The 18,354-nt window shown below is 33.9% G+C and carries 17 protein-coding genes; 7 read left to right on the top strand and 10 right to left on the bottom strand.

Annotated elements, in window-relative coordinates:
* The first annotated feature begins 47 nt into the window (after positions 1–47).
* Both nth and FNN09_RS05835 read left to right on the top strand, forming a co-directional pair.
* Positions 48–698, top strand: coding sequence for an endonuclease III (gene nth, locus FNN09_RS05830; RefSeq protein WP_143300557.1), 651 nt, complete (start codon positions 48–50; stop codon positions 696–698).
* Positions 699–1,444: 746 nt separating this feature from the next.
* On the top strand, positions 1,445–2,146 hold the full coding sequence (locus FNN09_RS05835; RefSeq protein ID WP_143300558.1) for an AAA family ATPase: 702 nt from the start codon (positions 1,445–1,447) through the stop codon (positions 2,144–2,146).
* Between the two features lie 109 nt (positions 2,147–2,255).
* Here FNN09_RS05835 and FNN09_RS05840 read toward each other — a convergent pair whose 3' ends face one another.
* Positions 2,256–2,597: a DUF6249 domain-containing protein gene (locus FNN09_RS05840; RefSeq protein ID WP_143300559.1), complete on the bottom strand. Its 342-nt coding sequence runs from the start codon at positions 2,595–2,597 to the stop codon at positions 2,256–2,258.
* Between the two features lie 196 nt (positions 2,598–2,793).
* Here FNN09_RS05840 and FNN09_RS05845 point away from each other — a divergent pair, with 196 nt between their 5' ends.
* Together FNN09_RS05845 and FNN09_RS05850 are read left to right on the top strand one after the other, a co-directional pair.
* Positions 2,794–3,369 carry an RNA polymerase sigma factor gene (locus tag FNN09_RS05845; RefSeq protein ID WP_143300560.1) on the top strand — a complete coding sequence of 192 codons (576 nt, stop codon included), beginning with the start codon at positions 2,794–2,796 and terminating at the stop codon, positions 3,367–3,369.
* A 112-nt stretch (positions 3,370–3,481) separates the two neighbouring features.
* Positions 3,482–3,907, top strand: coding sequence for a hypothetical protein (locus tag FNN09_RS05850; RefSeq protein WP_143300561.1), 426 nt, complete (start codon positions 3,482–3,484; stop codon positions 3,905–3,907).
* A gap of 74 nt (positions 3,908–3,981) precedes the next feature.
* Here the strand turns inward: FNN09_RS05850 and FNN09_RS05855 are convergent, their stop codons facing one another.
* Entirely contained in the window at positions 3,982–5,145 is a 1,164-nt protein-coding gene (locus tag FNN09_RS05855) for a hypothetical protein (protein ID WP_143300562.1), read from the bottom strand.
* A 160-nt stretch (positions 5,146–5,305) separates the two neighbouring features.
* On the opposite strand from FNN09_RS05855, the gene FNN09_RS05860 reads away from it, so the two are divergent.
* The 3 genes from FNN09_RS05860 to FNN09_RS05870 all read left to right on the top strand — a co-directional run bounded on the left by FNN09_RS05860 (position 5,306) and on the right by FNN09_RS05870 (position 9,636).
* A complete protein-coding gene (locus tag FNN09_RS05860; RefSeq protein WP_143300563.1) occupies positions 5,306–5,875 on the top strand; it encodes a hypothetical protein in 570 nt (189 codons plus the stop codon).
* Positions 5,876–6,169: 294 nt separating this feature from the next.
* On the top strand, positions 6,170–8,686 hold the full coding sequence (locus tag FNN09_RS05865) for an endonuclease MutS2 (protein WP_255434051.1): 2,517 nt from the start codon (positions 6,170–6,172) through the stop codon (positions 8,684–8,686).
* A 224-nt stretch (positions 8,687–8,910) separates the two neighbouring features.
* Positions 8,911–9,636: a S9 family peptidase gene (locus FNN09_RS05870; protein WP_143300564.1), complete on the top strand. Its 726-nt coding sequence runs from the start codon at positions 8,911–8,913 to the stop codon at positions 9,634–9,636.
* An 86-nt stretch (positions 9,637–9,722) separates the two neighbouring features.
* Here FNN09_RS05870 and FNN09_RS05875 read toward each other — a convergent pair whose 3' ends face one another.
* The 8 genes from FNN09_RS05875 to FNN09_RS05910 form a co-directional block, all read right to left on the bottom strand.
* Positions 9,723–9,902: a hypothetical protein gene (locus FNN09_RS05875; protein ID WP_143300565.1), complete on the bottom strand. Its 180-nt coding sequence runs from the start codon at positions 9,900–9,902 to the stop codon at positions 9,723–9,725.
* 22 nt (positions 9,903–9,924) lie between these two features.
* A complete protein-coding gene (locus tag FNN09_RS05880; protein ID WP_143300566.1) occupies positions 9,925–10,974 on the bottom strand; it encodes a type I restriction endonuclease in 1,050 nt (349 codons plus the stop codon).
* Positions 10,975–11,153: 179 nt separating this feature from the next.
* On the bottom strand, positions 11,154–11,402 hold the full coding sequence (locus FNN09_RS05885) for a hypothetical protein (protein ID WP_143300567.1): 249 nt from the start codon (positions 11,400–11,402) through the stop codon (positions 11,154–11,156).
* A gap of 28 nt (positions 11,403–11,430) precedes the next feature.
* Positions 11,431–11,835 (bottom strand): M15 family metallopeptidase, encoded by a 405-nt coding sequence (locus tag FNN09_RS05890; protein WP_143300568.1) that lies wholly within the window; start codon positions 11,833–11,835, stop codon positions 11,431–11,433.
* A complete protein-coding gene (locus FNN09_RS05895; RefSeq protein ID WP_143300569.1) occupies positions 11,832–12,092 on the bottom strand; it encodes a hypothetical protein in 261 nt (86 codons plus the stop codon). Before FNN09_RS05895 ends, FNN09_RS05890 begins: the two co-directional genes overlap by 4 nt.
* A complete protein-coding gene (locus FNN09_RS05900) occupies positions 12,089–12,346 on the bottom strand; it encodes a hypothetical protein (protein ID WP_143300570.1) in 258 nt (85 codons plus the stop codon). Before FNN09_RS05900 ends, FNN09_RS05895 begins: the two co-directional genes overlap by 4 nt.
* A 26-nt stretch (positions 12,347–12,372) precedes the next feature.
* On the bottom strand, positions 12,373–13,431 hold the full coding sequence (locus FNN09_RS05905) for a hypothetical protein (RefSeq protein ID WP_143300571.1): 1,059 nt from the start codon (positions 13,429–13,431) through the stop codon (positions 12,373–12,375).
* Complete coding sequence (locus FNN09_RS05910) at positions 13,431–18,350, bottom strand: pyocin knob domain-containing S74 family peptidase (RefSeq protein WP_143300572.1); 4,920 nt, start codon at positions 18,348–18,350, stop codon at positions 13,431–13,433. The genes FNN09_RS05905 and FNN09_RS05910 overlap by 1 nt, the downstream gene beginning before the upstream one ends.
* Between the last annotated feature and the right edge of the window lie 4 nt (positions 18,351–18,354).

Consider the following 18,354-nt stretch of genomic DNA (forward strand, 5'->3'; position numbering starts at 1 on the left):
GAGCGGTTTTTTTCTTTTATTTTTACAGTCTCATAAACACAATTTCTATGCTTAAAAAAGAACGCTATAATAAAGTCATCGACTATTTTCAGGAGCACATGCCAGTAGCTGAAACAGAATTACATTATGGTAATCCTTACGAATTGTTAGTCGCCGTTATTCTATCGGCTCAATGTACCGATAAGCGGGTTAACACACTTACTCCGGCCATTTTTGAGCATTATCCACAGCCCGAGGACATGGCTCAGGCAAGTCCTGAAGATATCTTTGAATTGATACGTTCATGCAGCTATCCTAACAATAAAAGCAAACATTTGGTGGGTATGGCCAAAATGTTGACTCAAGATTTTAAAGGCATTGTGCCTGATGATATTAAGGAACTACAAAAACTACCAGGCGTCGGACGTAAAACAGCCAATGTAATTGCTTCTGTAGTATATGAAAAACCGGCAATGGCAGTTGACACACACGTTTTTAGAGTAGCTGCTCGCATAGGGCTCACCACCAACTCCAAAACACCCCTTGACACCGAAAAACAATTGGTCAAGTATTTCCCCGAAGAACTACTTCCCATAGCCCATCACTGGCTTATTCTGCACGGTCGTTATGTTTGTTTGGCTCGTAAACCCAAATGCTCACGCTGTGGACTAAAAGAATTCTGCCGATTTTACGAAAAAGAAGAATACCGCGTTAAGTAAACTATTTGTGACCAATGGAGCTTTCATTTTAACATGGTTTAACGATGAAACACACTTCTTCACTAAAAAAATGTGGACATTTGTAAGGTAGATTTTTTTTCATAGATTTTGGATTTAGTTAACGAACTGAATAAAAAAAGGACAGGTTTTTCATCTGTCCTTTTTTTTATGCTTATAATTTGAAAGGCATCTTTTAACAAGCATTAACGCCACTTTAGCTTTCTTCACTAAAAAAATCCAGACATTTGTACTGTAGATTTTTTTTCATAGATTTTGGATTTAGTTAACGAACTGAATAAGGGTAAGGACAGGTAATCAATCTGTCCTTTTTTTATGCTTACAATTTGAAAGGCATCTTTTAACAAGCATTAACGCCACTTCAGTTTTCTTCACTAAAAAAATCCGGACATTTGTAGTGTAGATTTTTTTTCATAGATTTTGGATTTAGTTAACGAACTGATTAAGGGTAAGGACAGGTTATACAATCTGTCCTTTTTTTATACCTATAATTTTAAAGCGTCCTTTTAACAAGCATTAACGCCACTTTAGCTTTCTTCACTAAAAAAATCCGGACATTTGTAGTGTAGATTTTTTTTCATAAATTTTGGATTTAGTTAACGAACTGATTAAGGGTAAGGACAGGTTATACAATCTGTCCTTTTTTTATTTTCATTACTGAGCTTATTTTTTTTAATTCAAGTGAAAACATTGTACCTTAAAAACTGTTTTCTAAGCAAAACTTAACAATGGATAATCTATTTTTAAAATACATGGGTGCTCGTGAGGGCAAACAAGAGAAGCCACTTAAACCAAGTGGTACTCCAGGACCTGTCATTACCATTTCAAGAGAATATGGATGCCACGGTAAACGCATAGCACAAAAACTTGCAGAGATATTAAGCGCTAAAAGCACTGCCAGCGGTGAAAATAAAAAGTGGCGTTGGATTAGTAAAGAAATTCTGGAAGAATCGGCCAAAGAGTTGAAGTTATCATCTACACTGGTTAAAGAATTAAGCGATTATAAACACAGCAGTTTTTTTAAGGATTTAGCTTTATTCTTCAGTGAAGACTTCTATCCTGGTGATGCCACCATTAAAAACACCATAGCCAAATATATTTACGAAGAGGCCCAGCAAGGTTACGTAATAGTAGTGGGTAGAGCTGGTGAAGCAGTTACAAAAGATATCGACAGAGCTTTTCACATCAAATTAGAGGCTCCGCTTGATTGGAGATCAGAGGTAGTTGCCGAAGAAGAGGCAATAAGCTTGGGTGATGCTAAAAAAGAATGCATCGAACAAGATAAACGGAGAGCTCAGTTTCGTGATTACTTTGAAAAGGGGAAAAAAGACATCGACTTTTTTGATGCCATATTGAACTGCAAAGCATTAAGCGATGATGAAATATTGGAACTGCTGGTAATCATCAGTGAAACAAGAGGGTTTATTTAAATAAAGATAAAACAACAACAAAAGCAGCAAGCGACTATGTTTGCTGCTTTTGTTGCATTAAAAAAGGCCATCTGCTCGATGACCTTTTAAACCTCTTATTGAATAAAGCCTACTCATCATTAAGCATCTTTTTACGAATCGTGTAAAAAATGATCAGACTCAATCCGCCAAATAATAAAATCATTGATAAAAATGCCATTGCCTCGGGCATTTCTGTTCGTACATTAACAACATTGCCCATTAATATACCAACTGCCAAGCCCACTAGCAACATACCATATTTTAAAGACAAATAGTGTTTGGGCTGGCCTTCGTCAAATATTGATGCATCTTTACCAGCAGCAATTAAAGCGGTGCGCTCAATTCTACGCTGACGAAAATACGATAGTGAAATAATAATGGCGCTAATACTGCCAAAAAAAACCGTGGGTACTACAACTGCTACATCCATATCTCTGTATTTTAAATTTTATAAGTTCTTTAATAAGCTCATTTCCGGAGTGCTCACTCGTTGGACGTCATCATTAATCAGTCGGTTACAAAAAACATTAGCTTTATTTTTAGAACACTTGCACTCTCAGCTAAATCACATTAAATTATCAAGTATTGTGTAACCTATTTCAGAAACAAGGCGTCATACTCAATGAATGGACAATTCAAGTGACATAAAACAAATAAAGCTGGTAAAGGCAGGCGATGTTGGAGCATATTCCCAACTAATTGACAAATACCAACACATGAGTTTCACACTGGCCAATAGCATTGTTAAAAACAAGCAAGAAGCAGAAGAAGTATGCCAGGATGCCATTTTCAAAGCTTATAAAGCACTTGACTCGTTTAAGGGTAATGCTGACTTTTCAACATGGTTGTATCGTATTGTTTATAATACAGCCATATCAAAACTAAGAAGCAGAAAAACCGAAACAGTGAGTCTGGATGAACAAAAGGAATCGCTTGGTACGCCATTTGATTTCAATGAGAACCTTAACCGATTAGAACAACAAGAACGAAAAATAATACTTAAAAGAGCGCTGAAACTGCTAAAAGAAGAGGATGCCTTTATTATGATTTTGTATTATTACCAAGAACGAAGTATTGAAGAGATTGTGACATCCACCGGTCTATCAAAATCAAATATTAAAATTAAGTTACACCGTGGACGCAAACAATTAAAGCAAGCATTAGAGCAACTTTTGAGTAAAGAAATTGAGTCTTTTATTTAGATGTAGTGAGATGAAACGACCTTGTAAACTTAGTTATCCAAATTAACACACAGGCGGATAATGAAATTTACTTGAGAGTTTCATGTGGCAATAGAAAGCAAAATATAATCTCATGAAGAAAGAAGCGAACAGTCAAAAAGATACCGACCAGATCATACGGGATATATTCAATGATTTTGAATATGAACAAGCACCGCCAAGCATTAAATCATCTGCAATGAATAAGGTGTTTAATGAATGGACCAACAACGCTATAAACTATAAACCCATCATCAACAAAAGCAATCGCTGGTGGATACTGGGCAGTTTTTCGGCCATGTTAGCGCTTAGCTTTTTAGTGGACGCTTCAGTGATCATCAATTATTGGCAAAACTTAATGGCCGACAGTGATTTAGTTGATTTCAAATTATTGAACCAACAAATGGGAAGCATCTCTCTTGCATTTAAAAGCATGCCATCGGTGGTTTATTTTACCTGCATTGGCATTGCAGCACTCTTATTAATCGATCGTTTTTTTAGTCGACTGGCTAATATATAAACCCTATATTTCAAGCATAAAAAAAGAGCGAACACTATACGATTCGCTCTTTTTTGTTGATTATTTCGAAACTATTAAACTATTCCAAAAGAACTGAGCAGCACAAAAATATAATGCGCCGATATACCAGCCAATAAACCACCAATTGTATGAGCCATTAAAGCTTTGGATGTTAACTCACGAAAGTTAAGTGTATCAAGCATCGCAGTGTGTGTACTTAAATAACCACTCCAGCACATACCCATTGCTGTAAATACCGCAATCTCGTTTCCACCAACAATACCTTGTGCAATAAAGGCTTTTACCATTGATAAGGCTGCACCAACAGCACCTAAAGAGGTAACAGGGAAAGCTATTAACTCAGGATGCTCAAAGCCAAATAAGAACTTAAACAACCAGTCAACCGAACCTGCTAACTTTGGTAAGATCGGTACTCCCTCGTAAGCCAAGCCCTGGTAACCAATAGCTGCATCAGCTGGCTCAAAAGTTATAACCATAACAACGGTACTAATTACCAATACACCAGGTATAATGGCAAGACCTAGATTTACACCTGACTTACCACCGTCTAACATGGCATTTAAAAAACGTTGAAAAGTACTTCCCTTTGTCTCAAAAGAAATCTTTTCTTCATCACCATTACCTTTAAATTCTTTATCTGCAGGTATATGACCTTTAATAAAACGCTGCATCAATCGGGTAGAAATAACAGCACCTATAACAGCACCTGCTAAACCTATCATGGCTCCAGAGAAATACCCCAAACCAGTCATAAAAGCCAACACAATTAGTCCCATACCAAAGGCAGTACCAAAGTTTGTCAAGGAAATTAATTCATGTGTTTTAAAGTATCTGCTAAAGTTTTTATCATTCGATAAACTGATAATAGCTGGGTTATCAGAAAAGAAAGTCATTAAACCAGCCAAGGCACTAACGCCAGGCAAGTTAAATAATGGACGCATCAATGGTGCCAACAACACCTCTAACAAACGTACCACCCCAAATTCAATCATCAAACGCCCCAACGCTCCTGTAATAACGGTAATTCCCATAATAAAGAATACTGTATTCATTAACAGGTCGTGTGCCGTGTTCATCAAAGTGTTTAACATGTTGGTTACCCCCATTACATGACCAAGGTAACCGAAAAATGCTCCAAAGAACACTAAAAAGAATAACGCTTCATATCGGCGCTTCTCTAAATAACCTCTTTCTTTAAGTTTTTTTAATGCACTCATTTTGTCAGATTTTATGTTCCAAAAGTAGACAGGACAGCAATGCCAAAACAAGACTATTGTCAGTATTTAGATTTTTTTTTCATGAAATAAATCAGCTATGTACCACATATTGAATATACTTTTGCAGAAAACAGGCGATAATCGATAAGAATACATAGGCATGCAAAACATTGAACCTTACAGCAGATGGGAAAACATCTATCAATCCAATACCGATAGTAAATCGCTGTTTTTTGGAGAAGTATATGACCCTTATCGTTGTAGAAATACCATTTATGACCATTACATCCATCCCAAATGGGATAACTTTGGTTCAAAAACCCTTTATCTCAAAATTTTATCGGTACAGTACGAACAAGGCTTTGCCATCATCGAGTTAATGGGAGAATGGAACGATTGTTTATACAATGATATAATGCACCTAAAACGCAGCATTGTTGAGAATTTACTCGAAAATGGGATTCAGAAATTTATTCTTATTGGCGAGAACGTACTTAATTTTCATTATTCCGATGATGCCTATTACGAAGACTGGTTTAACGACATTGACGAAGGTTGGATTATGGGCATCAATTTCAGACCTCACATACTTGAAGAGTTTGATAAAGTAAACCTCAACTATTATATGCTTTATGGTGGTAAGCTTAACGAGGTAAAATGGCGAACCCTATCACCTCTCAAGCTTTTCAATGCTCTGGATCAGTACGCTAACACGGCACTTAACCCTTAAAAACCCAATAGAAAGGCTTAGTAAATAATAAGGCAAAAAAAAGCCTGTCTGGGGAGACAGGCGAAGAAACATTCTAAGAAAAAATTCTAACCTAAACCTCACACACATCCGAATGTTTCTATATTTGGGGACCAGGAGAGCCTCAGTTTGTTTTAGATTCGAAAGCTAAATTACGCCCTTATTGTGTGGGTGTCAAGTGCAAAAGCTTAAAATAAAAGATTTTTAACACTTTTTTTATAATAAAGTAGTCAACAGGCTTCAGTTCTTTCCAAAAGAAAGACTGAATTGTTATTTTTGCACAAAACAGCAGAAGTGATATATCCTGATAGTTTTGAAGATAAGATAAAGTTTACCCGCATACGTGAGCTGGTAAAAGAAAGCTGCATGAGCGGCTTGGGAAGAGAAGTGGTTGATGAAATGGGCTTTAGCACCAACTTTGAGGAGGTGGAACTTCAACAGCTACAGACCAACGAGTTTAAAAAGGTATGCCTGGAAGAGGATAATTTTCCTTTGGGTTACTTTATTGATGTACGCAGTCCGCTTGGTCGCATCCGTACCGAAGGTCGTTTTATGGACGAGACTGAATTATTCGACCTAAAGCGTTCATTAACCACCATCAACGACATCTGTCGTTTCTTCACCAAAAAAGAAGACGAAGACTACCCTAACCTGAAAGAATTAGTGAGTCAGGTATCAGTATTCCCTTTTATTTTAGATAACATAGATGGTATCCTTAATAAATTTGGGAAAATAAAAGACAATGCCTCACCAGAATTAGCTCGCATACGTAAGGATATTTTCAACAAACAAAACAGTATCTCACGGCGCTTAAGTGCCATACTTAAACGAGCTAAGAGCGATGGCTTAGTCGATTCAGACGTGAGTGTATCCATCAGGGATGGTCGCGCTGTGATACCAGTACCAGCAGCCAACAAGCGTAAGCTAGGTGGTATTGTGCAAGATGAATCAGCCACGGGTAAAACATCGTTTATAGAACCTGCCGAAGTGGTGGAGATCAATAACGAACTAAGGGAATTGGAGTATGCCGAGCGAAGAGAGATCACACGCATACTTATTGAAACGGCCGATATGATTCGTCCTTACATTGAGGACATCATGGAGTCGTACCGTTTTATGGGAACCATCGATTTCATCAGAGCTAAAGCACGTTTTGCCATTAGCATCAACGCTATTTTACCCAATTACAAAAAGCAACAAAACTTCATTTGGAAAGAAGCAATTCATCCCTTATTGTATCTACAACATAAAGCTGCTAACAAAGATGTAATTCCATTGGACATGGAGTTATCAACTCCCAAGCAGCGACTGCTATTGATATCAGGACCTAATGCCGGTGGTAAATCGGTGTGTTTACAAACGGTTGGCTTGGTACAGTACATGTTTCAATGTGGACTGCTGGTTGCCATGGATGAAGGTTCACAAATGGGCTTTTTCAAACATATTTTTATGGATATGGGCGATGAGCAATCCATCGAAAATGACCTGAGTACCTATAGTTCTCACCTTTTCAACATGAAGCATTTTTTGCGTCATAGCCAAAAGCAAACACTGATACTGATTGATGAGTTTGGTACGGGAACGGAACCCATGCTGGGTGGTGCCATTGCCGAAAGTGTGTTGGAGCAGTTGAATAAGCAAGAAGTGTTTGGTGTAATTACTACTCACTACACCAACCTAAAGCACATGGCCTCTATGACCGAAGGTATTGAAAATGGTGCCATGCTGTTCGACACAGGTCGGATTATGCCCTTGTACAAACTACAAATTGCACAACCTGGCTCATCATTTGCCTTTGAAATAGCCCGTAAAATTGGTTTACCTGAGAATATTCTCTCCAGTGCCAAGGAAAAGATTGGTCAGGAGCATGTTGATTATGACAAAAACCTACGTGAAATAGTACGTGACAAACGCTATTGGGAGCAAAAGCGAAATACCATACGTATTAACGAGAAGAAGCTGGCCGATGTATTGGAGCGCTATCAACTCGACTTGCAGAATGTTAAAAAAGAACGCAAAGAGATACTTGAAAAGGCCAAGGTTGAAGCAGAGTATCTACTATCTAATGCCAATAAAGAGATAGAAAATACGATCCGCACCATAAAAGAGACTCAGGCCAACAAAGAAAAAACAAGGATAGCACGCCAAAAGCTCGAAGGCTTTAAAGAGGTAGCTGTTGATAAAAAGGCCAGTGATGCAAGTATCGATAAAAAAATTCGTCAGATAGAGGATCGCGAGAAAAGAAAAGCGAATAGAAAGAATAAGCAGGAGAAAGAGAAGTCAGTAGCTGAAAAGTTAAGACCTAAAAAGGAAGAAGCAACACCGTTACAAAAAGGCGACAATGTTAGGTTAAAAGGACAAAGTACACCTGGCGAAATAATGAAAATACATGGTAAGGAAGCCACTGTTGCTTTTGGTAGCATTAGCACTATTGTAAAACTTAACCGATTAGAAAGGGTAAATAAACAGGCTGTAAAACGTTCGAACATCACCAACCCAATGGCATCGATTTCCAATGTGGGCGATAAAGTGCGTGAGCGAAAGCTTACCTTTAAAGCAGACATTGATGTACGTGGCAAACGCACCGAAGAAGCCATTCAACTAGTGATGAACCACCTGGATGAAGCGGTTATCTGCGAGGCATCTGAAGTGAAAATACTACATGGGAAAGGCAATGGCATATTGCGGGTGATGATTCGCGAACAGTTAAACACCTTACCGTTTGTGAGTTCGTTTAGGGATGAACAATTACAATTTGGTGGCAGCGGCATTACCATTGTTGAGCTTGGTTAAACACCATGTAATACCATTTGCATTTCAACGTGAGTCTTAAGGAAAACTTTGAAATTGCAATTGTTAATGCCGATAATAAACCAAAGAGCCTTTGGAAGTAAGCGAAGCAATGGCTCATTTCGATATTAAATCGGTATAAATCAAAATATTATTCGGCATTTATCTTTAATGATAAGTGCCGTTTTTTTTATTACTTAGTGTGTGAATAATAAATCCTATTTGACATGCGTAAACTGATAAGTGGCATCGCCCTATTGATAGTAGCGATTACCTGCACCTTTGCACAACACTCCCCTATTGAAGACCTTTTAAACACTCAAGATGAAAACCTGCGACACCGATTAGACCGTTTAGAGAAAATGGTGGATGATTTGATGTGGCACGAACGTTTGGGGGACATAGCCCATGTGGATAAAGTGTATATGTATGGTCCTCCCAAATGGAAAGAGGAGAACCCAACGGGACTGGGCGCTGGCAATCCAGTTAAATTTTGGTCCTATCTCTTCTTCCCAAAAAACATAGATACGAATAAAAAAAACCCGCTTATGGTATTACCACACGGCGGTGTTCATGCCGACTTCACCACCTATTACACGCATATTGTAAGAGAATTAGTGAGTCAGGGATACATTGTTGTAGCTGCCGAATACCGTGGCAGCACAGGTTATGGAAAAGGTCATTATAAAAAAATAGATTATGGTGGCCTTGAAGTGGAAGATGTGTATGCAAGTAAAAACTACATGTTGGAGAATTACCACTTTATCGATAAAAACAGAGTGGGTATAATGGGATGGAGCCATGGCGGATTAATTACCCTTTTTAATATTTTCGAACATGCTAAAGATTATGCTGTAGCCTACGCTGGCGTACCTGTAAGCGATTTGGTAGCACGCATGGGATACTACGAAGATGATTATCGCGCACTTTACGAAGTTGATTATCACATGTGATAAAAAAATAACCTAACAATAATAGAAAGACAATAAAAAAGGTGATAATCATTTGACTACCACCCTTTAACCCGATTACAAAAATTCTAATATTTAATTATTTCTTTTTTATAAAAAACATAACCCTCCCATTTAAAAGGAAATCTTTTATTAGCTAATTCATGATATGGTAATTTCAAATCTTCACAAGCTTTAACTATACCACTATAAGCTTCTAATAACATCTTTTCATCATTTCTAACTATTACTACTGTATCCAATGCCATATTACCCCATTTTTTTTAAAGATTAATTCATGTATCTTAAAGCTGCTTCAATAAGCTTTTCTTCGTAATTGTAGATATCATCTAACTTTTCAATTAGTATTTTTTCTTCTTTCTTATTATCATCAAATAACCCTAAATATTTTTTACTACCATTCAAATGTAATCTACAAATAGGTTTACGGTTATTGTCATCAATCAGTATACCAAAATAAGACTGTGTATCACGGTGAACAATTCTTTCAGGTTCAATTTTTGTTCTAACAATTGACCTTACAATATGATAACCTTCAATTTCTTCTTCTGTTGTTTCAATTCTGTTATCATCAACTTCTTCAACTACTTCTTCAACAACAGCTTCTTCTTCTTTCTTTAAAGCTGAATGTAATCTATCATTAACTATTTCTTTAATTGATTGATTAGTTGCTTTCTTAACAATACCTGTAAGTTGTTCTAATACTTTAGCTGTAATTTTACCGTTGTAAATCTGTCTACCAAAATACTTTACAAATTCTTCTGATGGTTCATTCAACTCCTTCTCCAATATTTCTTTTATAGCAGAGGAATATTTCAACTCACTTGCTGTATCAATGATTTTATCAACATCAAAATTTGATTTATGGAACTTCTTAACCTCATTAACATCATGTTCTTTGAAATTCTCAAAATCAACAGTTAAAAATGGTTCAGCATCCATTTTATTAGCTTCTTCCAAATCTGTGTAAAAACGGTATTCAGCACCATTTGTTAATACACCAAAACGTGCTTTACTGGCGTGAAAATAACGATGTAGTTGTGAATTATGAACATCTAAATTTTCTTTCCAATGCTTACATTCAATAATCATTATTGGTTCATTATCCTGAAGAATGGCATAATCAACTTTTTCACCTTTTTTTGTACCAATATCAGCAACATATTCTGGTATAACTTCCATTGGGTTAAACACATCATAACCTAATAGTTGAATGAATGGCATGATTAAACCATTTTTTGTTGCTTCTTCTGTCTCAAGGTTAGGCTTTAGTGTTGCTACCCTTTCAGCAAAGTTTTTAAGGCTGTTGATAAATTCCATTTTTGTATATTTTTAATGATTAGTCATTTAATTGAGTTTCTAATTTACTTATTTTTTGTAAACGTCCTATTGTTATCATAAAAAAAAGCAGAATAAACCGTTGTCTATTCTGCTTTTTTTAATTTCGGAAAACGTTGTAAATATTATTTGTGGTAACGAAATTACTTCAATAAAATAATTTACCAAAACCATTTTTTCTTTTTTGGTTTTTCATCTTCTTCATCAGTATCTTCTTGTGTTGATTCAGTTTCTATGATGATATTACCATTCTTATTTTTTTCTATTACAATTTCTGTTGTGTTCTTATTACCTGAATTCATTTCATTTTCAATCTTTTCTTTGGTGTATTTCACACCAACAGCAAACCCACCTGTAAATGATATGGTCATAATGAATAACCACATGAATACACGACCTAATAATGTCATACGTTTTAACATTCATCATTATCTTTTTTTAATCCACCTGAAAATGTGGATAATCTTTAAATCTTCGCCAATTACCACCCCATGTTATTGATTTTAATACATCTACTTTATTTAAAATCATCCAAAAATCTTTAAATAAATCAGTAGACCAATCACATTTTTTATCTTTAATAAAAGCAATATCAATTGCTTTACCATCAAGATGTTTAGACTTCATTGTATAAGTAACTACTTTCTTTTTATCGGTTATGTAGTATTTACCATCATCACCTTTCTTTCTACCTTTTTTATAAAGTGCTAATTGTTGTTCTTTTGTCCTGACACCTTGACTAATAATTACCTTATAATCAGGGTGCTTTTCTTCAAATATTGGTTTACTTAAATTGAAATAGGTTATTAATCTATCATCTACACCTGTTAATATTGCGCTCAATCTTCATCTTCATCATTTTTTGAATCAGATTTTTTAAAAAATCCAATTGTTTTTTCTAAACCTTTATAACCTAAACTAATGATTATCAAATAAAATAAATAAGAAATAGAAGTTTTAAATATTTCTACATCAACATCATAAATAAATAATGATAGTGTTATTAACACTACCATTATTAAAAAGGATAAAATACCAATAAGTCTATTACTACTCGCTTTATCACTACCTGATAATAGGTTGATAATTAACTGTTTCATCCATTATTATTATTTTTTATTGATTTAATATCATCTTTGATTTCCCGAATATCTTCTAATATCATTTCAAATATTTTTTCATCTACCTTTTTTTCAATCTGTAATTCTAATCTTTCAATCTTAACATTCTGATTATCAATCTTATTTTTGATATTAGCTTTTTCAACCACCGCATAGTAAAAAATGGTCAAACAGGTTAATATTATACCTGCGTATTGAATTATTAACCGCTGTGTATTAGTGTTTTCACTCAATTTATATTAGGATTATTTTTTAAAAATTATGTAGTAGGCCAGCCAGATAATTCAGTCCAATCATTAGCATCTGTATACCAATAGTAATTATAACCATTATCAAATGCACCTACTTTATACCATTCACTATTAAAGGTCTGTTTATAAGTTGTTCCAACCGTTAAAAACTTACCCTTTAAATTACATTTCCAATACTTCTGTAAATTTGCTGATTGAAAAACTGTATATTGGTATGAATGTACCCCTTCTTGGCCTGATGGTAAATCATTTACCATTATGCCCTTTTTAGGTGAATTCATATTAGCATCATGTGATGTTCTAACATTCCCTGTTTCAGTGATATAAAACCAACTATGACTGATTGAATTATAGTGATAATGACGAACACCGTAAAATGATGTAGGGTTATCAGTTAATTTATTGGGTGCGTCAATATAGCGTGGTACAATGTTAGTTGTGAATGATGATACACCATTATCATCTTCAATATCTGCTATGTAATTACCACTTGTATCAACGTATGTAATTGATGGTGTAATTGTTACGCTATATTCATCATTTTCGGGTACAATTATTGATGTTGTTATATTATCATATACTAATGTGGCTGTACCTGTTGTTGAAAACACACCTGAAAAACCACCTGATACTGTTAATTCAACTTTTATTCTATCCCAACTTCTACTACCTACAGGTGGTTTTTCACCACGTTTAACAAGGTAAGCGTATGTTATCTTTTTTTCACCGTATGCTGTACCATCACTATAAAATATTGGTGATGTACCACCACCTGAAGGTGATGAATATACATATGATGTAGGGTTAGCTTCGTGATTATAACCAGCCCAATCACCCATATTATAAGGTGAAAAACCTGATGGTTTAAAAAGTGCGTGTTTATTGATAAATGGTGATTTACATAAATCACTTAAATCATATGTATCTTCACCAAGTACATTTTTAATATCACTAATATCAATATTACTAACTTCAAAAGTTGTCCCATTATCATTACTTACATCACCAATATCATTATTACCTGAATAGTAAGGTGATTCACTTGGTATTGTTTTAACTATTCCCATTATTTAAGATTGTTTTTTAATTCATTAACTTCATTTGAAAGTTCTTGAACTGCTTTTATTAGGTGTGTTATAAGCTTCTCGTATTTAACACCCTTATAATCAGTATAGATATCGCCAACTATATTTGGTATTATTTCTTCAACTTCTTGAGCAATAAGACCTAAATCAGATTTTTTATCTTCATTAATACCTTTTAATTCTCTACCTTTTTCATTCCAATTAAATGATACTGGTTTTAATCTATTAATTATTGAAAGTGAATTAGTTAATGGTTCAATATCTTCTTTTAGTCTTCTATCAGAAGAAGTAAAAGCACTTATTTCACCACCTGCCATTATATTTCTATCAGCGTGAATATCGCCCCATTGACCATCCAAAAATACACGTGCATCACCGTCAGATGCAACATATAAACCCCATCCACCACCATATTTTGATGATAGAAATGATGAACTACCACCGTGTGTATATCCAACCCCATACATATTATTTAAATCACTTTCATTAGGGTTATATGATGAACCAATGGTGTAAATTGGATTAGTTTTTGAACCATTATTACCAATGTTATTATAACTACCCTCCTGATGTCCTACATTATGTGCTGAACGTCTTAAATTAGAACTAAATGTATATGTTCCTGAGATAGTCTCACTGGCATTAGTCATAGCGAACTTATACCAAGTTTTACCATTCATAGATCGGAAATACATATCAGCACCATTGTTGTTTGGTGAAGCAAATTGAATACCTCTATCAGTATAATCACCCCCTGCTGTTACCCATACGTGACCTGCAAAATTACTATAAGGTGTATTAGTTGCTGATGATTGAAAAAATCTACTTTCACCTACTGTTAAAACAGTATTCAAATCTAAATTCGCTTCATAACCACTACCACCGTATGCGTATGCTCCTATGTTGGTAATAGTCCTACCTGCTCTTTTATATGAACCTTTTTTTACATCAACACCATTATTATCAATTCTGAACCAATCAACAAAACTACCCGTACCATCTTGACCGCTTGTGTAGTGTCTAAATATAAATGGTTCAGTATCATCATCAGTTGTGAAAAACTCTAAATAACCTGTGTTATGAGCACCATTCTGTCTAATACCTGCTGCATCATTATCAATAGTTGTTGAATTGAATAGCAAACCACTACCTACTCCCGTACCTGTAAATCTAATGTCCTTAGACATGGTTAAACGTTGCGACATAGTATCTGCTACATCACTCCTTAAAAATTGGGTACTATCAATATTATCTAACTTGCCCGCATTTGTTGCATAATCTGCTGATGGGTGATAATCATCACTATAAATCTCAAATTCACCAAAAATATTGACCACAGTAGGTTGAATGTAATCAGGTGAAAAACCAATAGCTCTTGGTAAATCTCTACTACCATAATAATCACCTATGTAAATATTATAACCATCATCAGAATAAATAGGTGTTAACATTCCATCTACACCTGACCACATTTCATTAGGTAAAGTGATAGCATTACCAAATTCCCAATAACCATTAATGTATTCATTTGAACTTTTTTTAGCAAATGTAGTATGATGATACCCATCTAATTTATCACTATCTGCTGCTTTACTACCTACACCTAAATATTTACTACCTAATGATGTACCTCCTTCATATAAAGTACCAACATTAACACGTGCATTTGCTGTTGCTTTCCACGCTGAACCATCAGCAACAAAATTAAATGCATTAGCAGCATCATCATACCAAATTTCATCAACATTAGTACCACCACCCCAATTAATTATAATACTATCATCATAGAATGATTTATCTGCTTTTAATTGATTTCTAACAAATGATGAAGCGTGATAACCATCTAATTTATCACTATTACTAACACTTAATGAACTTTCAAATTTAGTTTTGAATTGCTTTGTAATATTATCAAAATAAGCAATACCATTTGAAATTGGTGTATCTTCTCTTGTGGCTAATATCTGCAAATCACCTACATCACCAACACGTCCAAATCCATCCGCACCGAACACGAGACAACCAGAATTTACACCATCATAATTTGTTGCTTGAATACCTGTATAAGTACCGTTAATTAATGCAGTTGTAGCACCATCACGAGTTGTTATAATATCATTTTCAGATTTTACAATTTGTGTATGTACTTCTGTAATCGTACCTGATACATTTAAATCAACAACAGATAATATTTTAGCTGAAAAATCTTGTGTACCACTACCACCTATTAAAGCATATGTACCTGTGTGGTTATGGTCTGAACGGCTAACTGTTGAAGCTGAACCATTACCACCAAATGATTTATTAAATGCTGTATTTTTTGAAAATACAGGTTCATAAACTCCTGTGTGGTTATGTGATGTTAATGAATACCCTAATAATGATGTATCAACATAGCTTTCAGTTGCATAACCTGTTAAATCTGTTGAAATACTTGATAAATCAATAGATGAACCATTAACCCCTAATATATTACCGTTTAAATTTAATGTTGGGTCAATTGCTCCATTATCAAGTGATAACACACCGTTAGTAATTGTTAATGGTGATGATTGATTGATAGATAAAATACCTTTTGATGTGTATGTTGCTGGCGGTATGTTGTCAAAAATACTACCTATATCTTGTCCTGTATCAGCATAGGCAATTAATGAACCATTTGAAGCTATTGTTTTGTTAGCAATTAAAATATCATTATCACTATCATATGAAAAATACCCATCAAGAAATGAACCACCACCTGATGATGAACCACCACCTGAACTTTTAGATGTTGTTTCTTTTGTATTTACACTATACGATAAATCAACACCCTTTTCACTACCTACATTTTCAGTGATAACATAGTTAGCACTACCATTAGTTAAATTAAAAGAAGATTTAACAATAAAAGTATCACCTAATGTTTCTGATTTAATGATAGATAAAGGATTAATAACATTTGTATAACATCTCCCATCAATACATTTTCTTTTTCCTTGTGTGTTTGATAATATACTATCACCAACAAAATAATTTAACTTCTTACCATCAAATAATGGTACATCATTACCTATCTTAATAGCACACTTATAACCTAAATGATCTGAATTAGTATTCAGTAAAGTTTTCTTATCACCTTTAATAGATGTTTCAGTATTTTTATTTTCAATTAATAAAGTTTCATCGCCTTTTCTACCGCTAATGCATTCAATTTTAGTATCTGATAATTCTAAAAAGAAATTAGCATTATCACGGTTATATGTATGAGCTTCAAATGTTAATTTAATATCATCATATAATTTACCATTACTATCTTGATGTAATACACAAATATTAGGTATTTCACCAAATGTTAATTCATCACTATCATATTCAGGAATAGGGAAAAACATATTAGGTACATTTTCACTACCTATTTGAATTGGGTTAGATATAGTATCATCATTATCTCTAAATATTACAATTGGTAGATTGTACTGTACGAACATATTTAAATAAGTATAACGATAACACACATCATTAAATACATCATTTCTTACCCATGCCCAACCATCATTATTAATAATAGAATTATCACCACTAACTTCACCCTCACAATATCGGGTAAATACATATTCATAACCATCATCAAATGTTGTTGTATATCTAAATGATAGTATGTTGTAATTACTAACATCACTCCCTAAATATGGTGATATACCACCTGAAAATTTAATATGTGCTTTATCTGATTGATTTATAGATGTATTTTCACCTTTTAATATGTGCTTAACAGCATAACCACCCATATCATCATTAATCATGTATTTGGTTTCAAACAAAGTACCAATACCACCTAATTTTGGTAAGTTAATTGAAAACTTATCTGTAGCTGTAATACCTTTAACACCAAAAGTTTTAGTGTTTTTTTGATTGATACCAACATCTATTTTAGTATCATCATATTCATAGATATAATCAATATTTTCAATTTTGTTGTAGAAGTAATTATTTAAATCACCATCACTGGGTCTAAATGTATCTGTTAAGATATTTTTCTTTGTTGAATATGGTTCAATAACATCATCACCACCTAATATTGATTTAATTTCAATACTTGATGTATTAGGTGCTGTTATAATATTTACATCACCTGAATATTCACTAATAACTAATTCACGGTTAATAAATTCAGTTGTTAAAAAACTACCACTTAAATAAACATCATAACCTAATGAATTAAGCTTTAATTTATCAATACTTACAATCCATACTTTATTATTAAAAGTATAAGCAACAGCACTATTCATTGCTAATAAACTATCTAATATTTCATCAAGATTTTTATTATTGAATGCTCTTGTTGCTAACTCTAAATTACTTAATGTTTCTTTGTTATTTACTTCATCATCAGCAACTAAATTAGATGCTATATAGATAGCTTTATCTTCACCAAAAAAGATTTCATTCATTACATTACTTAAAATAGTATTGAATGATAAAAACTTTGAAGAATAGATAAAATTACCTGTATCAGTTGGTCTTTTTGCTAATGAAAAATGGTCACGAAATTTTAATGATATAGTACCTTTTCTTTGTCCTAATACTTTGGTCATTAAATCAGGTATAAGAAGACCTTCCCATACAATAGAAAAATCTTCTTTTTTAATAATTATCTTAATCTCTGTATCAGTGGTATCAAATAAATCATCATATGGTGGTGTATCTTCATCAAAATAGATAACCATATCAGCTTTAGCACTAATAGCACCTAATGAAATTTTCTTTGAACTGCCACCAAAATCAATTTCTAACCTATCAATGAAAATATCTTTATCTTCTGCTGTTGCTAAATTCTCTTTATGTAGTTCAACAATGTATTTATCACCTTCACCATTAGTAAAAGCACCACTGTATAATTTATTATATTGTTTTGACATTTAT

Source organism: Carboxylicivirga sp. M1479, from assembly GCF_007097485.1.
In the GTDB taxonomy this organism is placed as follows: Bacteria; Bacteroidota; Bacteroidia; order Bacteroidales; family Marinilabiliaceae; genus Carboxylicivirga.

Bases quoted from the DNA above. Each gene is read 5' to 3' on its own strand.
- FNN09_RS05875 (WP_143300565.1), bottom strand. From the start codon at position 9,902: ATGGCATTGGATACAGTAGTAATAGTTAGAAATGATGAAAAGATGTTA.
- FNN09_RS05880 (WP_143300566.1), bottom strand. From the start codon at position 10,974: ATGGAATTTATCAACAGCCTTAAAAACTTTGCTGAAAGGGTAGCAACA.
- FNN09_RS05905 (WP_143300571.1), bottom strand. From the start codon at position 13,431: ATGGGAATAGTTAAAACAATACCAAGTGAATCACCTTACTATTCAGGT.
- nth (WP_143300557.1), top strand. From the start codon at position 48: ATGCTTAAAAAAGAACGCTATAATAAAGTCATCGACTATTTTCAGGAG.
- FNN09_RS05895 (WP_143300569.1), bottom strand. From the start codon at position 12,092: ATGAAACAGTTAATTATCAACCTATTATCAGGTAGTGATAAAGCGAGT.
- FNN09_RS05910 (WP_143300572.1), bottom strand. From the start codon at position 18,350: ATGTCAAAACAATATAATAAATTATACAGTGGTGCTTTTACTAATGGT.
- FNN09_RS05870 (WP_143300564.1), top strand. From the start codon at position 8,911: ATGCGTAAACTGATAAGTGGCATCGCCCTATTGATAGTAGCGATTACC.
- FNN09_RS05835 (WP_143300558.1), top strand. From the start codon at position 1,445: ATGGATAATCTATTTTTAAAATACATGGGTGCTCGTGAGGGCAAACAA.
- FNN09_RS05850 (WP_143300561.1), top strand. From the start codon at position 3,482: ATGAAGAAAGAAGCGAACAGTCAAAAAGATACCGACCAGATCATACGG.
- FNN09_RS05840 (WP_143300559.1), bottom strand. From the start codon at position 2,597: ATGGATGTAGCAGTTGTAGTACCCACGGTTTTTTTTGGCAGTATTAGC.
- FNN09_RS05855 (WP_143300562.1), bottom strand. From the start codon at position 5,145: ATGAGTGCATTAAAAAAACTTAAAGAAAGAGGTTATTTAGAGAAGCGC.
- FNN09_RS05845 (WP_143300560.1), top strand. From the start codon at position 2,794: ATGGACAATTCAAGTGACATAAAACAAATAAAGCTGGTAAAGGCAGGC.
- FNN09_RS05860 (WP_143300563.1), top strand. From the start codon at position 5,306: ATGCAAAACATTGAACCTTACAGCAGATGGGAAAACATCTATCAATCC.
- FNN09_RS05885 (WP_143300567.1), bottom strand. From the start codon at position 11,402: ATGACATTATTAGGTCGTGTATTCATGTGGTTATTCATTATGACCATA.